Source organism: Demequina zhanjiangensis, assembly GCF_030418315.1.
In the GTDB taxonomy this organism is placed as follows: domain Bacteria; phylum Actinomycetota; class Actinomycetes; order Actinomycetales; family Demequinaceae; genus Demequina; species Demequina zhanjiangensis.
Map to the genome: position 1 here is coordinate 162176 of NZ_JAUHPV010000005.1, position 13657 is coordinate 175832.

At 69.3% G+C, this 13657-nt stretch carries 15 protein-coding genes; 4 read left to right on the top strand and 11 right to left on the bottom strand.

Translation table 11 applies throughout. The annotated features are described in order from the left end of the window. Positions 1–4 precede the first annotated feature (4 nt). Positions 5–958: a hypothetical protein gene (locus QQX04_RS09490; protein WP_301128527.1), complete on the bottom strand. Its 954-nt coding sequence runs from the start codon at positions 956–958 to the stop codon at positions 5–7. A 144-nt stretch (positions 959–1102) separates the two neighbouring features. Between QQX04_RS09490 and QQX04_RS09495 the strand changes: the two genes are divergently transcribed. Further along, positions 1103–1336 carry a hypothetical protein gene (locus tag QQX04_RS09495; RefSeq protein WP_301128529.1) on the top strand — a complete coding sequence of 78 codons (234 nt, stop codon included), beginning with the start codon at positions 1103–1105 and terminating at the stop codon, positions 1334–1336. A 96-nt stretch (positions 1337–1432) separates the two neighbouring features. Here the strand turns inward: QQX04_RS09495 and QQX04_RS09500 are convergent, their stop codons facing one another. The 4 genes from QQX04_RS09500 to QQX04_RS09515 form a co-directional block, all read right to left on the bottom strand. Then, positions 1433–2008: a hypothetical protein gene (locus QQX04_RS09500; protein WP_301128531.1), complete on the bottom strand. Its 576-nt coding sequence runs from the start codon at positions 2006–2008 to the stop codon at positions 1433–1435. Positions 2009–2109: 101 nt separating this feature from the next. Beyond that, the gene (locus tag QQX04_RS09505) at positions 2110–3138 is read right to left on the bottom strand and encodes a P1 family peptidase (RefSeq protein ID WP_301128533.1); all 1029 of its coding nucleotides are present in this window, start codon (positions 3136–3138) and stop codon (positions 2110–2112) included. Between the two features lie 79 nt (positions 3139–3217). Continuing rightward, entirely contained in the window at positions 3218–3448 is a 231-nt protein-coding gene (locus tag QQX04_RS09510) for a hypothetical protein (protein WP_301128534.1), read from the bottom strand. A gap of 68 nt (positions 3449–3516) precedes the next feature. After that, positions 3517–4947 carry an FAD-binding oxidoreductase gene (locus tag QQX04_RS09515; protein WP_301128536.1) on the bottom strand — a complete coding sequence of 477 codons (1431 nt, stop codon included), beginning with the start codon at positions 4945–4947 and terminating at the stop codon, positions 3517–3519. Positions 4948–5487: 540 nt separating this feature from the next. Between QQX04_RS09515 and QQX04_RS09520 the strand changes: the two genes are divergently transcribed. Continuing rightward, positions 5488–7161 carry an alpha/beta-hydrolase family protein gene (locus QQX04_RS09520; RefSeq protein ID WP_301128538.1) on the top strand — a complete coding sequence of 558 codons (1674 nt, stop codon included), beginning with the start codon at positions 5488–5490 and terminating at the stop codon, positions 7159–7161. 30 nt (positions 7162–7191) lie between these two features. On the opposite strand, the gene QQX04_RS09525 is transcribed toward QQX04_RS09520, so the two are convergent. Beyond that, positions 7192–8757, bottom strand: a complete 1566-nt coding sequence (locus tag QQX04_RS09525; protein WP_301128540.1) for an SDR family oxidoreductase — start codon at positions 8755–8757, stop codon at positions 7192–7194. A 95-nt stretch (positions 8758–8852) separates the two neighbouring features. Further along, on the bottom strand, positions 8853–9380 hold the full coding sequence (locus tag QQX04_RS09530) for a hypothetical protein (protein WP_301128542.1): 528 nt from the start codon (positions 9378–9380) through the stop codon (positions 8853–8855). Between the two features lie 135 nt (positions 9381–9515). Between QQX04_RS09530 and QQX04_RS09535 the strand changes: the two genes are divergently transcribed. Continuing rightward, complete coding sequence (locus QQX04_RS09535; RefSeq protein WP_301128544.1) at positions 9516–9905, top strand: ribonuclease E inhibitor RraB; 390 nt, start codon at positions 9516–9518, stop codon at positions 9903–9905. Here the strand turns inward: QQX04_RS09535 and pcp are convergent. Beyond that, positions 9857–10516: a pyroglutamyl-peptidase I gene (pcp, locus tag QQX04_RS09540; RefSeq protein ID WP_301128546.1), complete on the bottom strand. Its 660-nt coding sequence runs from the start codon at positions 10514–10516 to the stop codon at positions 9857–9859. The two genes, QQX04_RS09535 and pcp, sit on opposite strands and share 49 nt — an antisense overlap. 109 nt (positions 10517–10625) lie before the next feature. On the opposite strand from pcp, the gene QQX04_RS09545 reads away from it, so the two are divergent. Next, complete coding sequence (locus QQX04_RS09545) at positions 10626–11513, top strand: endo alpha-1,4 polygalactosaminidase (RefSeq protein ID WP_301128548.1); 888 nt, start codon at positions 10626–10628, stop codon at positions 11511–11513. A 27-nt stretch (positions 11514–11540) separates the two neighbouring features. Here QQX04_RS09545 and QQX04_RS09550 read toward each other — a convergent pair whose 3' ends face one another. The 3 genes from QQX04_RS09550 to QQX04_RS09560 all read right to left on the bottom strand — a co-directional run bounded on the left by QQX04_RS09550 (position 11541) and on the right by QQX04_RS09560 (position 13622). Further along, positions 11541–12716 (bottom strand): aminotransferase class I/II-fold pyridoxal phosphate-dependent enzyme, encoded by a 1176-nt coding sequence (locus QQX04_RS09550; RefSeq protein WP_301128550.1) that lies wholly within the window; start codon positions 12714–12716, stop codon positions 11541–11543. A gap of 119 nt (positions 12717–12835) precedes the next feature. After that, a complete protein-coding gene (locus QQX04_RS09555) occupies positions 12836–13168 on the bottom strand; it encodes a YciI family protein (protein WP_301128552.1) in 333 nt (110 codons plus the stop codon). Positions 13169–13205: 37 nt separating this feature from the next. Next, positions 13206–13622, bottom strand: coding sequence for an NUDIX hydrolase (locus tag QQX04_RS09560; RefSeq protein WP_301128553.1), 417 nt, complete (start codon positions 13620–13622; stop codon positions 13206–13208). Between the last annotated feature and the right edge of the window lie 35 nt (positions 13623–13657).

Sequence of the window (13657 nt, forward strand, 5' to 3'; positions counted from 1 at the left end):
CCCATCAGAGGCCGGTGAGGATGGCCTCACGTCGACCCCGCAACGTGGTGAGGTGCGTCTGGTTCCGGCGGGACTGCGCGTCCAACTCGTCCGCGAGTTGATCGAGACGATGGCTCAGGCTCTCAGCATCTGCCCTTGCCTGGGAGATCCGGTCCTTCACCATCCAGTCGCTCACGATGTTGTCGAACACCACGTCGAAGACCGCCAAGGTGTCGGAGATCGTGACTCCGTCGAGCGCCGTGACCCCGATGTCGGCGAGCTCGATGGAGAGCCGCTCGAGCGCCCGATTCACCTCGACGAACGCCCCTGTCGACTCGTCGATCTTGGAGTGCTTGGCGAGGTCGGCGATCAATCCGCCGCCGAAGAACGTGTCGTAGGTCGCCCAGCCTCCTGCGCTGCCAAGACTCCTGAGCGCCTCGTGCAGGGCAGCGCGTGCCTCTCGGAGTGCCACGACAGCCTCGTCGATCTCTCGTTGGTGCGCCTCGCCGACGCCCACCTGCGCAGACAGCTCCGCAAGCGCTGAGGCTTCGCGGCCGCCGGCTGCGCGCAACGCGTCCTCATGGGCGTCAAGGGCCTCGCGGTACGCACGATCAGCCTGACCGAGGGCATCGCGGTCGGCTCGGAGGCGCGCCTCGTCAGCGAGGGCGCTGCCCAGCCGCGTCTGAGCGGCGGAGACGGCGAGCTGTGCGGCGTCCGCTTCCGCGCGCTCGATGGCAAGGCGATCGGCCGTGGTGCCGCGCAGCGTGGACCAGATCTTGGTGGGCGACAGGTGCTCCAGCGCGTGAACATCCGCGCGCTCCACCTGCAGCGTGCGCTCCAGCGCCGCCAGCTCGTTCCGCCGCCGCGCGACAAGCGTCTCGGCGGTCTGGAGCTGCACCGACAATCGGTGCCGGTCGGCGCGGCGCTCAGCGGCGGCACGGACGGCTTCGGCGGTTCGTGCCAGCGCGGATCCATTCACGTGGTCACTCTGCCACACGCCAAGCGGAGCATTCGCGTTCGCTCACAGCATAATTCCTGCCTCGCTGCATCCACGCGGCGCCTCCCGTCGGAAGTAGGGGGTAAGCGGGACGCACAAGGCGCCCGTCGACGAAAGGGAAGCCCAATGAAGCGCATCATCGTCACCGGATTCGTGACCGCTCTCGCAGTGGTCGGCCTCGCAGGCACCGCGAACGCCGCGCCCGCGGACGCCGCGTGCTTCGGCCAGATCCACAAGGCCGTCAACGCCGGCGCGGTTGGCCTCGACAACGTCGGCCAGCTGGTCCAGTCGATGGAGAACAAGGGCCAGGGCAAGAACGCTCTCGCGCGCGAGCTGGCCGCGAGCGGCTTCTGCGACTAGCGCGCATTCGACTGCGCGCTGCATCGCGACGCTGGAAGGGCCGTTCACCTGGGATCCCCCCGGTGAACGGCCCTTCGCGCGTGTCAGCTCGCTCGGCTACGCCAGGAACAGTGGCATGAACTGCGCGATGAGCGCCGCGACCAGCATGATCCCGACGGCTGCGGCGCCAGCGATAGTGAGGCGCGACGCGCGCCTCGGGTCGGAGGCGGCCCAGCGCGACAGCAGCCCTGCGAGCGCCGCGGCGACGATGGCGGGACCGGCGTAGAACGCGCAGCCTGCCACCACGGTGAGGGCAGAAGGGTCTTCTCCACCGCCCAGCAGCAGTGCGAGGGGCAGCGGCAGAGCCACGAGCGCGGCAATGCCGGCCTGAAGAAGGGCCAGGCTCCACGGCTCCCGCCGCACGGCGACGCGGGACAGCCACCCGCGGAGGGTCAGCGCGAGAAGAGGAACGCCGAGAACCACGCCGGTGACGGCGTACGTGCCGCCCAGCACCAAAGCCCAGCCGAAGCTCTCTCCCCGGCTCCCGGGCGGGTCAAGAAGTGCGAGCAGAGATCCGAGCAACGGCACAAGCACGATCGACGTGCCGATGAAGCACAGTTCACCCCAGGGGAGGGCGAGTCTCTTGATGGCGCCCTCAAGGGACGGGGGCGACTGGGTGGGTACGGCGCTCATGATGGCCTCTCCCGGCGACGCCAGGAAGGCGACGCCTTCTCTTCCATTCTCGCGCTGAGGACGCGGGTCTGCGACCGGGAGGCGCACCGTCGGCCAGGCGGTCAGGAAGCGGCGGGAACCACCCCGCCATACGCGTCGTCGAAGGCCACGGAGGTGGCGGCCCGGCACGCGTCGTAGATGCTCTCCTGCACGGCGCGGGCCGCGGCGTACCCCAGCAGGTCCACCTGGAGATGGATGTCCGTGGGCCCTTCCTTGAAGTAGGGGCCGTTCGCGTTGAGAGGGTCGCGCAGCGTGCCGGTGCTGAAGACGAAGAGCGAGTCGCCATCGGCGGAGGTGTGCACGGGGTTGATGGCGCGCACCTGGCCGTGCGTGGCGAGGTGCGCGAGCTTCTCGTAGTGCTCCTTGGAACCGAGATCCACGTTCGTTCCGACCACGGTGATCGTGGTGTTGCTGAGGCTGCGGGTCACGATGTCGCTCACCTGGTCGTACCTGGAGAACCCGCCGGCCTCGGAACGGTTGCCCGCCAGAATCTGTCCGTCGGGGAGGACGATGTTGCCGACCGCGTTGACGACCGACATCGCGACGACGGTGATGCCGCCGCCCAGGTCGACGCGGGCTGAGCCGACGCCACCCTTCATCGCGCCCACCTTCGCGCCTCCGTCCAGCCAGAGGAACTTCCCGACCGACGCTCCGGTGCCGGCGCCGACGTTCCCGCTCGCGACCGGATCAGCCGACGCCTTGAGGTAGGCCTCGCGCCCGAACTCCGCCTCGAAAGGTGCGACGCTCATGCCCAGGTCGTAGATCGCGGCGCCTGTCACCGAGGGATTGACGACGACGCCCCCAGGTCCCGAGCGGAAGCCCACCCCGTCCTCCCGCATGGCCTCCAGGATCGATGCACCCGCCATGAGCCCGGTGCCGCTTCCACCTGCGACGAAGATTCCGTTCAGCCGATAGTCGGTGCTCCCGGACTTGAGGCCACCGGTGTTGAATCCGCCGGCCCCGCCGCCGTACGCCTTCAGTGCCACGGTGGCAGGCTCGTCGAACAGCACCACGGTGCACCCCGTCAGCCTGTCGAGATGCGTGGAATGGCCGACGCGGACGCCTGGCAGGGCGGTGAGGGTGGTGTTCACGGGCGCTCCCGACTCATCGTGCGTGTGGAGCCACCCTACGGCGTGCGCGCCTCGGAAGGGGCGGTGCTGTTCCTGCTCCTCAGACGAGCCAACCTCCGTGCTCGAGCATCGCGTGCATCGCGGCGGCAGGGGTGGGAAACGACCTGTCGGCGGTCTCCACGCCCCGGTCGTACTCGGTGGTGAACTCCACCCACTCCCAGATGTCGCCCACGTGCTCGAGCGTCCCGATCTCGATGCCGGTGGGGGCGTGGACCACGTACCGCTGTCCGTCCCAACTCGCTGAATGGCCGGCCTCGAGCAGTTCCTCCATCGCTGTCTCCCTTCAGTCATGCGGTGGTGGCGCCGGCGCCGATGCATGCACCGAGCGCGCGTGGCGGTTCACGCCGCGGGGGTGATGTTGTTGTTCACGCAGAACAGGTTGTGCGGGTCGTACTGCTTCTTGATCGCGCGGAGGCGGGACATGTTCTGCCCGTACTGCTGGTCGAGCACGCGCGTGTCCGTGGCCTCGTCTCCCGAGAAGTTCAGGTACGCGCCACGCGCTCCGTTGAGGGACCGCGCTGCTTCGGAGGTGGTGCGTGCCCATTCGCGCACCGTCGCGTAGTTGGAGGGATCCCTGGTCTGCGCGTCGAAGCTGAGCATGAAGGGCGCACCGCGGTCGCCGAATGCCGTCGCGTCTGGCGCGACCCGCGCGGTAGCACCTCCCATGATCGGGATATGGATCAGCGTCGCGGGGTCGGGGCGCGACATCCCCTGCGCGTGGATGAACGCGAGCGCCTCGTCGTCGAGCTCGTTCAGGTAGAGGGACTTCCAGTACGCATGGAGGTCGCTCGCGAGTGCATCGAATCCTGCCTGGAAGGCGCGATAGTCGGGGATGAACTCCGTCATGTCGAACATTGGCGCTCCGAGCTCGCGGAACGGTCTGATGGCCTCGGCTCCCTCGGTGGCGTCGCCTGCGTACATGGCAGCGATGATCAGCACGTCTTGCCCTTGGATGGGCGGAGGCAGCTCGTCGCTGGGAGGCATGGACCAGTACATCGCCCGTGTGGTCACCTCGTCGGGCGCGGCTAGCGCGAGGTCCCGCCATTGGGGCAGGAGGTCTGCGCCCGCCTCGATGGGGTGGAACACGGCCGCGAGCGCCACCTCGGGTCCTACGGGATGGGCCTCGAAGGTGAAGTCGACGACGATGCCGAAGTTGCCGCCGCCGCCTCGGATGGCCCAGAACAGATCCGGGTGCTCGTCGGCGCTCGCTGTGACCAGCGACCCGTCTGCCAGCACGACTGTCGCTGACAGGAGGTTGTCGCATGCCAGCCCCCAGCGACGGTGCAGCCAGCCGATTCCGCCGCCGAGAGTGAGGCCTCCGACTCCGGTGGTTGAGACCACGCCTCCCGGCACCGCGAGGCCGAAGACCTGCGTCTCGCGATCGACCTGGCCCCAGGTGGCGCCTCCCTGAACGTGGACGGTGCGACGCGCCGGGTTCACCCAGACGCCGTTCATGTCGCGCAGATCGAGCACCAGCCCACCGTCGACGCTCCCGTGCCCTGCGACGTGATGTCCACCGGCCCTGACCGCGAGCAGGAGGTGATGCTCGCGCGCGAGGTTGACGCCGTCGATCACGTCGGCTTCGCCCGAGCATCGGATGATGAGACCTGGATGCCTGTCGATAGCCAGGTTCTGGACGGCGCGTGCGGCGTCGTAGTCGGGCTCTCCGGGGGTGAGCAGCTCTCCGCGGAACTGCATCCTGAGCTGTGCGAGCTGGTCCGCGTCGAGCTGGACCATCCCTCCGGTGCCGTGGGAGGTGGATGTGGACATGGTGGGGACCGTCTTCCGTCGTGCCGACCCGTGGCCGCTTCTCCCGCCCGGGTCGACATCGTGCCGCGTGCGGCTTGGGAGTCGGGCGGAGCGTTCGACCGTCGGCGGGCGTGAGCGGGTCGCGGCCGGCTGGCGAGGAGCGCCCCCCTCGGCGCGTCAGGATGCTCGGCTGCGGCGCGTGACGTGCTCACGCCGTATCTGCCGCACCACCCTGATACGCGACTCCGTAGTCGCGCTAGGTGGTCTCCCTCCCCGTCGGATGGTGCGCCGTGTTCCTCTCGACAAGTGAAACCCATGGAGCCGGGACCGTCAAAAGAAGGAGAGGCCCGGAAGATGCGGGTTTCGTGGACCACCACGGTCCACGAGCGCATGCTGGTGAGACGGGCATCCGGGTCCTCTGGACGCCGTCTACGAGCGGCACGAGCGGCCGAGGTAGCCGACGCACACGGGGTCGCCCCTACGTCTCACGATGTCGGAGTCCGCTACCTACCTGCGAGGAGGCGTCGCCCGCTAGTGTGAGCGTGACGGAAGGGGCGCGCGGTGGTGCGAGTGGTGCGGGTCGGGGCGACGCTGGATGTCGCGGGTGCTGTGGTCGGACTGGTGGCGGTGGCGCTGTCGCTGACGCCGTCCCTGCTTCCGCGGCCTGCATGGGGCCAGGGCCTCGTCTCCGGGCTGGCGTTCGCCGTCGGCTACGGAGTGGGCGTGCTGGTGTGGCGAGGCATCGCGAGGCTCGGGCGCGGGCGCATCCCCGCCGCTGCCGACGCGAAGGCCTGGATCGTGGTGGTCATCGGCGTGGTCGGCGCCGCGGCGCTCATGCCGTTCGCCCTCGGGTGGCAGAACTCGGTGCGCGAGGCCGTGGGAATGCCCGATACGAGCGGCTTCGACTGGCTGATCGCTGCCCTCGCCTTCGCGCTCGGCTCGTGGCTCGCGTTCGCGATCGGGCGCGGCGTCGCCGGCGGCTATCGACGGCTCTGGGCGCTCATCTCGCCCCGCATGCCCGGGCGTGACGATCGGCCCCGTGTCGCGGCGTTCACGTCGGGCGTGACGACGGTGGTGGCGATGCTCGTGGTCTTCTCGTTGGGGCTGTCGGCGGTCTCGTGGTTGCTGACGGTCGCGTCGGCCCACAAGAACCGCCAGTACGACCCGGAGTACGCGCAGCCCACGAGTCCGCTGCGCTCTGGAAGCGCGGAGAGCCTGGTCGCGTGGGACGAGGTGGGTTTCGCGGGGGCCAAGATCGTCGGGGGCGGACCGACCGCCGAGCAGATCGCGCTCGTGACCGGAGTCGAGGCGACAGAGCCCATCCGGGTGTACGTGGGGCTCGACGCGCCGGGCGGGTTCGAGGAGCACGCGGAGCTGGCGGTCGCCGAGCTCGAGCGCACGGGTGCGGCAGATCGCGACGTGCTGCTCATCGCGGGCAGCACGGGCTCCGGGTGGGTGGATCCTGCCGCGATCGACGGGTTCGAGTACCTCCACGCGGGCAACACGGCGCTCGTGTCCATGCAGTACACCGCCACTGGCAGCCCTGTCTCAGCGATTCTCACGCCCGACGCGTCCCAGGACGGGACGACTGCCTTGGTCGAGGCCGTCACCGGATGGTGGAACGAGCTTCCCGAAGGCGATCGCCCTCAGCTGGTGGTCTACGGCCTGAGCCTCGGCAGTCTCGGCATCCAGTCGGCGTACGACGACCTGGACGACCTCATGGCCTCCACGGACGGTGCGGTGCTGGCCGGCACACCGTCGTTCACGCCGATCTGGGCGGCCACCCAGGACGCGCGCGACGCGGGAAGTCCGTATGCGCTTCCCACCCTGGACGGCGGATCGCACGTCAGGTGGGCCGACGCATGGGGCGGGCTGGAGGAGCTCCCGGGCGAGTGGGAGGAGACGCGCGTCGCGTACCTTCAGCATGGGAACGATCCGATCGTCTGGATCGGTCCCAGCGTCATCTGGTCCAAGCCGGAATGGCTGATCGACGGGCAACGCTCGGACGCGGTCAGTGACGACATGGTGTGGATCCCCGTGGTGACGGCGTTCCAGGGCGTGATCGATCTGATCCTGTCCACGGCGGTCCCGGAGGATGCCGGCCACAAGTACGGCAACCTCGCGGTCGACGGCCTGCACCAGATCACCGGCGACGCCGGGCTCGATGACGAGGCCGTTGCACGCATCCGTGCGGTCATCGAGCAGTACGACACCTTCTCGCCGGTCGCGAACTAGTGGGCGAGGGCCCGGGCCGGTCGCCCGGGGTCAGGCGTCGGCGTGCGCTTCCTCCGCCTCGGACACGATGCGGTTGACCATGCCGCTGAAGATGAGGCCATGGAAAGGAAGCATGGCCAGCCAGTACAGGCGTCCGGTGAGCCCGCGCGGGAAGAACACGGCACGCTGCCAGTAGTCCGATCCCTCGTCGGTGGGGTCGACCCCGAGCTCGAGCCAGGCCTTCCCTGGCACCCTCATCTCGGCGCGAAGGCGGAGGAGACGTCCGCGGTCGACGCGTTCCACCCGCCACACGTCGACGGCGTCGCCCACCCTGATCTCGGTGAGCGCGCGTCGGCCCCGACGGAGCCCGACGCCTCCAGCGAGCCGATCCATCAGGCCGCGCACCGCCCAGAGGACCGAGGCGGAGTACCACCCCGTCGCGCCTCCCACCTGCGAGACGACGCTCCACACGGCATCGGTCGTCGCGGTCGTGGCCTTGTGCCGCGCGTCGACGAAGACGGTACGTCCTGCCCACTCGGGATCGCTCGGCATGGGATCGCTCGGGACTCCCGTGACGCGAGCGTCGACCCAGCTTGTCTCCACGTCGTCGAGCTCGATCCGTCCCAGGGCGAGGCGCACTGCCTCGCGATAGCTGGTGAGGCCCTCAGGCGGCTTCGGGATGAGGGAGTCGACCTCGTCGGACTTCACCACGCAGGAGTGCAGCAGCGATTCGACGAGCGGGCGCGCGATCTGGCGCGGGACCGGCGTCACGAGGCCCACCCAGTGGGAGGCGAGGCCAGGCGTGAGGACCGGCAGGGCGGCGATGCTCCGTTGGGGGAGCCCTGCCTCGGCGGCGTACCCGTTCATCATCTCCGAGTAGCGCATGACGTCGGGACCGCCGATGTCGACCTCGGTGTTCACCTCGGGCGGCACTCGCGCTGCGGCGAGCAGGTAGTAGACGACGTCGCGCACTGCGATCGGTTGGATGAAGTTCCTGACCCACTTGGGCGCGGGCATGAACGGCAGCACCTCGGTGAGGTGGCGGATCATCTCGAACGATGCCGAGCCGGAGCCGATGACGACGCCGGCGTCGAGGACGAGCGTCGGCGTGGCAGACGCCAGCAGGATGTCTCCCACCTCGCGGCGGGAGGCGAGGTGAGCGGAGAGCTCCACGTCGTCGGGGTGGAGACCGCCAAGGTAGACGATCCGGCTGACCCGGTGGGCCGCTGCGGACTTGGCGACGTTGATCGCGATCGCACGGTCGAGCCGGCCGTAGTCCCGTCCGCTGATCATCGAATGCACCAGGAAGTAGACGACGTCCACCTCCTGCATCGCCCGCTCCATCGCCTGCGGGTCGCCGGCGTCTCCTTCGACCACCTCGACCTCGTCGGCCCAAGGAAGCGCGGCGATCCGGGACGCCGAGCGCGACAGCACCCTTACGCGATAGCCGCCCGCGAGAAGTCGAGGGACCAGGCGTCCACCGATGTATCCGGTCGCGCCGAGCACGAGCACGCGTGGAGTCGTGCCGTCTTCACGCACGACGGCGCGAAGGCTCTCCTCCGTGCCGAAGGGGCTGTTCGGCGGCTGTCCGCCGGGGCCGACCTGCTCGTGGTCCACGGATGGCTCCCTCCGGCATCGCGTCGTCGCTGTCGAGGTGGGAACACGGTCGTGAGCCGCCCCTATTCCCACACGGGGTCGGCTCGACGGGGAGTTCAGGGGATGATCTGGCTGAGCGCGAAGAGCACCATCGCGTAGATCCCGACGACGGAGAGGATCGCGAGCGCGCCGACGACCACGGCGGCGATGCCGAGCGTCCCGTTGCTTGCGAGCCCGTTCCGGGCGGCCAGGTAGCCTCGCCAGCCCATCACGATGCCCCCGATGCCCAATGCCACGGTGATCAGCAGGGGCGAGTTGAAGCCTGCGATGAACGCGAGGATGAGCGCCGCGGCGATCCCTGAGAGCGCCATCCCGATCACCGCACGAGAGTTGTGCTCGGTGGCGCGCGTGAAGGCGAGTCCTTCAAGGTTCGGCACGGGTTCGCGCACCGGGTTCGGAGGAGTGCCGGGCGCCGTGCCGGGCAGCGCGCTCTCCTCAACGGGGGAGCCAGGGATCTGCGTACCGGCGCCGGGTTCCTGAGCCTGCTTCGGGGTCCAGTCGTCGGGTGGAACGATCAGCCCGCCATCATCCTGCGGACCTATGCGATCCCGCGCGCCTTCGTCGCCTGGCCACGGAGCTGACATCGGGGACTCCTGTCGTTGGCTTGTCGTCCACCCTAGTGACCAGGGCGTGTGGTCGCGCGGTGGGGAGGCGCCTCTGGCAGCGGCGGAAGTGACGAAGTTCCCGGGGCGGCTCCGTGGGGCGACTACGGTGGTGCCATGGGTTTCCTGGACAAGATCTTCGGCGGGCGCAAGCGGGTGGAGCCCTACGATCTGTGGAGCGACGACGCCGAGCAGCTCGCCGCTCTCGAGGCGCGGGGTGCCGACGTCGGTGCACCCCGAGAGTCGGAGTTCTTCCTCTCCTTCACCTCGGACGTGAAGGCGAAGGCCGCAGCCGACGAGCTTCGCTCGCGCCGGATCTTCCACGAGCTCGTGGAACCGAGCCACGACATCCCCGAGTGGATGATCTTCATCCGTGGGTACAAGGAGCCGCTCGTGCCGGACTTCCTGCGCGAGACGATCGACCTGTGCGAGGAGTTCGCGCGCACCTACGGCGGCGATTACGAGGGGTGGGCGGGTCTCCTCACCGACGAGGAGAAGCAGGCCTGATCGTCCTCGAGGGTCGCGAGCGTGGTCGCGACGGCGATGCGGAGCGCCTCGATGAGGGTGGCGAGCGGCATCGTCGGAACGTCCTCGCCCAGACCCATCTCGGTGGTCGCAGGCACGTGGATGAAGCCGGACCTCCTGACGGTCGGCGCGTCGGCTGCTTGAAGCCTGAAGAACGTGTGGTTGCACACGTAGGCCCCAGCCGACAGCGACACCCGTGCAGGGATGGTCGCGGCGGTCAGCCCTTCGACGATCCGGCTGACGGGCAGCGTGGACCAGAGCGCGGCCGGCGCTTCGGGGTCGATCGGCGTCTCGACGGGACGCGCTCCCGCGTTGTCGGGGATCCGTGCATCGTCCAGGTTGAGCGCCACCCGCTCCGGAGTGACGTGCCTGCGGCCCTGCGCAACTCCGGTGGCGATCACGATGTCGGGCGAGCGATCCTTCACCGCCTGGAGGAGGTACGACGACGCCCGCGCGAACTCGACCGGCAGGCGCACCGCAGACACCTCGGCGGGGCCGTCCCACGAGTCGGCCAGCGCCGCGACGGCGTCCCATGAAGGGTTGGCATCGGCACCGTCGAAGGGCTCGAATCCTGACAGGAGCACATGAGGCATGGGTCGAGCCTACGGATGAGTCCGGGTGCCTCGCTCCATACTGGCAGGCGTGAAAGGGAGAGTGAGCGGCGCGGCGTTGGGCGCGGTCCTCATGGCCGGGTGCGCGGGCGTGAGCGAGGAGCCCCTGCCGGCCCTGACCGACGCGGTCAGTCCTTCGGTCGACCATGCGGAGTTCGCGCTACCACCGAGTGAGGGCGTGTTCGACTACCAGCTCGGAGGCGCGTACGACACGGTGGCCGCCGGGGGCAGTGAGGTCGCCATCGACGTGGTGGTCCGCGAACCGTCGGACGGACCGCTCGAAGGCGCGTACGACACGGTGGCCGCCGGGGGCAGTGAGGTCGCCATCGACGTGGTGGTCCGCGAACCGTCGGACGGACCGCTCGAAGGCGCGTACAGCGTCTGTTACGTCAACGGCTTCCAGAGCCAGCCTGGCGACCAGGAGGTGTGGCTCGAGACCGGCGCTGTGCTGCGAGACGCGCTCGGTGAGCCTGTCTTCGATCCCGACTGGCCCGACGAGCTGGTGCTCGATCCCGCGACCCCGGCGCAGCGCGCCCAGATCCTCGAGATCGTGGGCCCGTGGATCGATGACTGCGCTGCGGCCGGTTTCGATGCGGTCGAGATGGACAACCTCGACACGTTCACCCGCTTCCCAGGCGTCGCCGAGGCGGGGGCGATGGCCCTGGTTCGCGCGTACGTCGCACGTGCCCACGATGCCGGGCTTGCCATCGCTCAGAAGAACACCGTGGAGATCGCGGCGGAAGGTCTCGGGTTCGACTTCGCCGTGGTGGAGGAGTGCGCAGTGTGGGACGAGTGCGAGGCCTACATCGACGCCTATGGATCGGCGGTGCTGCAGATCGAGTACCCCGACGCGCTCGCCGAGGGCGACAAGACGTTCACCGAGGTCTGCGGCGCTGACGGACGGTCACGGCTGCTGGTGCTGCGTGACAGGGACCTGGTCCCCAGGGGCGAGGACGAGTACGTGCGGTCCCAGTGCTGACGCGGAACGCCGTCGCCGGCGTTCGTCTCACGTCGTGACTCGGGCGGCCTCGATGAGCACCGGCACCGCCCGCTCGAGCGATTCGCTGGTCGCGGTCAGGCTGATGCGGAAATGGCCGGGACGGTTGAACATCCTCCCGGGCATCACGAACACTCCTCGCCCTGCAAGCTGCTCGGTGAAGGCGTCGCCGTCGCCGCCTGGCGCGCGTCCCCACAGATAGAAGGTGCCTTCGGGGAAGGTGAGGTCGAAGCCTGCGGCGGTCAGGGCGCCATGGGTGCGGTCGCGCTTGCGCTCGAGCTCCACGAGGTCGATGCCGACGCGCTCCAGCGCAGGCACCGCGTACTGCATCAACGCGTCGGGGAAGCCCCACCCGATCGAGAGCTGAAGTGGCGTGAATGCCTGCTGCATCTCCCGCCGCACCTCGTCGGGCATCAGAGGTGAGAGCGCGAGGTATCCGAGGCGCTGGCCTGGCGCGAGGAGGATCTTCCCGTAGCTGTAGTCGATCATGGTCCACGGGTAGACGGCAGCGGGGCTGGTGAAGCCCTCGCCCGTGAATCGGATGCGGCGATACGGCTCGTCGCTGAGGAGCCAGATCCGGCGACCATGGTGGGCCGACTCGTCCTCGAGGAGCGCGGCAAGGGCCTCCAGCTGCTCACGCGGATAGATGCGTCCCGTCGGGTTGGCGGGGGAGTTGACCACGACGATCCGCGTGCGCGGGGAGAGCGCCGCGCTGATCGCGTCGAGATCCAGATCGAAGGTGCTGTCGTCAAGCGCAGCCGTCACCGGCACGGCTGCGGCGGCGCGGAGCATCGGCGGGTAGCAGAACCATCCTGGCTCGGGGATGACGACCTCATCGCCGGGGTCGGTGAGCAGGTGGAAGGCGAGCTCGATCGCGCCGAAGGCGCCCTGCGTCATCGCGATGTCGTCCGGAGTGAAGGCGAGCCCGGTCTCGGCTTGGAGGCCCGTGGCCACGGCGTCGCGCGCCTGGTCCTCGTTGGTCTTGTAGCCGAACCAGCTCTCAGAGCGTGGCTCCACCTGCTCGCGCACTGCGGAGACCAGCCCTGTGAGGGGCATCTCGTGCGGGTTGCCGAAGGTGAGGTCGATCGTGCCGGGGATGTCGGCGAGGCCGTCCATCTGCGCGAGGAAGCGCGTCATCTGGGCGATCTCGGACTCCGCCGCCTGCGCGCGCCGTGCCAGTTCCATGGGGACCCCTTTGTGCGTGCCGTGGTGTCGGTGCCGTGTCCCCCTGGGATCCAGGGTGCGGCACAGCACGGGTCACGGCAACCGCAGCCGAGGGCGCCGACGGACCGTGGCCCCCTCGCTCAACCGCCCAGGAACTCCCGGAGCTCGACTCGTCGACCGCACGCGCGTGAGGCCTGCACGGCGACGTGCGTTGCCGTGTCACGGTCCGGCGCGGTCACGATCCAGAAGCCGGACAGGAACTCGGCGCCGGTGTGCAGAGCGCCCTCGGTGACCGTCGCGGTCTCTCCGCGCCCGTCGACGATCCTGGCCTCGCGGGGGTGGGCGAGCCCGGCGGCCTGCACCCAGCGGCCCTCCTCGATCAGATGGGCGTTGAACGCGTCGATCCGCTCCATCTCCGCCGGTGTCGCCGAGGACGTCGAGGCGTCGATCACGGAGATCATGAAGTGGGGCATCGTGCCTCCTCGGGACGGGACCGCTTCGTCGCGGGCTCTACTCCTCAGTCTGCCCCGCTTGGGCTGCGAGCGCTGGAACCACGTGGTGCTCGAGCAGGGGTGCGAGGTCTCCGGGGAGCGGCGCCGATGCGTCGAGCCAGCGCAGCTCGGCGATCTCCGCAGCAGGCTCGCCGTGGGCCACGAGGGGGTGCACCATCACCGTGGACTCGAGCCGGTGCCCTGGCTCATTGGCGGCGGCGGACTCGAAGCGTCCGAGCAGCGTGAGCTGCTCCGGGTTCAGCACGGCATGGAGCTCCTCCGCGCACTCACGCGCTGCGGTCTCCTCCACGGTCTCCTCCGGCTCCGGCTTGCCGCCAGGGAGCATGAAGCGCGAGGTCCCACGCTTGCGCACCGTGAGGATGCGGCCACGCTCATCGCGCATCACGACTCCTACGACGCGGATGATCGGCTCCATGAAGGGGTGCTCCTTGCGTGTGCGGCGAACTGTCG

Coding starts and splice junctions, on each gene's coding strand:
- QQX04_RS09495 (WP_301128529.1), top strand. CDS start 1,103: ATGAAGCGCATCATCGTCACCGGATTCGTGACCGCTCTCGCAGTGGTC.
- QQX04_RS09500 (WP_301128531.1), bottom strand. CDS start 2,008: ATGAGCGCCGTACCCACCCAGTCGCCCCCGTCCCTTGAGGGCGCCATC.
- QQX04_RS09510 (WP_301128534.1), bottom strand. CDS start 3,448: ATGGAGGAACTGCTCGAGGCCGGCCATTCAGCGAGTTGGGACGGACAG.
- QQX04_RS09515 (WP_301128536.1), bottom strand. CDS start 4,947: ATGTCCACATCCACCTCCCACGGCACCGGAGGGATGGTCCAGCTCGAC.
- QQX04_RS09530 (WP_301128542.1), bottom strand. CDS start 9,380: ATGTCAGCTCCGTGGCCAGGCGACGAAGGCGCGCGGGATCGCATAGGT.
- QQX04_RS09535 (WP_301128544.1), top strand. CDS start 9,516: ATGGGTTTCCTGGACAAGATCTTCGGCGGGCGCAAGCGGGTGGAGCCC.
- pcp (WP_301128546.1), bottom strand. CDS start 10,516: ATGCCTCATGTGCTCCTGTCAGGATTCGAGCCCTTCGACGGTGCCGAT.
- QQX04_RS09550 (WP_301128550.1), bottom strand. CDS start 12,716: ATGGAACTGGCACGGCGCGCGCAGGCGGCGGAGTCCGAGATCGCCCAG.
- QQX04_RS09555 (WP_301128552.1), bottom strand. CDS start 13,168: ATGCCCCACTTCATGATCTCCGTGATCGACGCCTCGACGTCCTCGGCG.
- QQX04_RS09560 (WP_301128553.1), bottom strand. CDS start 13,622: ATGGAGCCGATCATCCGCGTCGTAGGAGTCGTGATGCGCGATGAGCGT.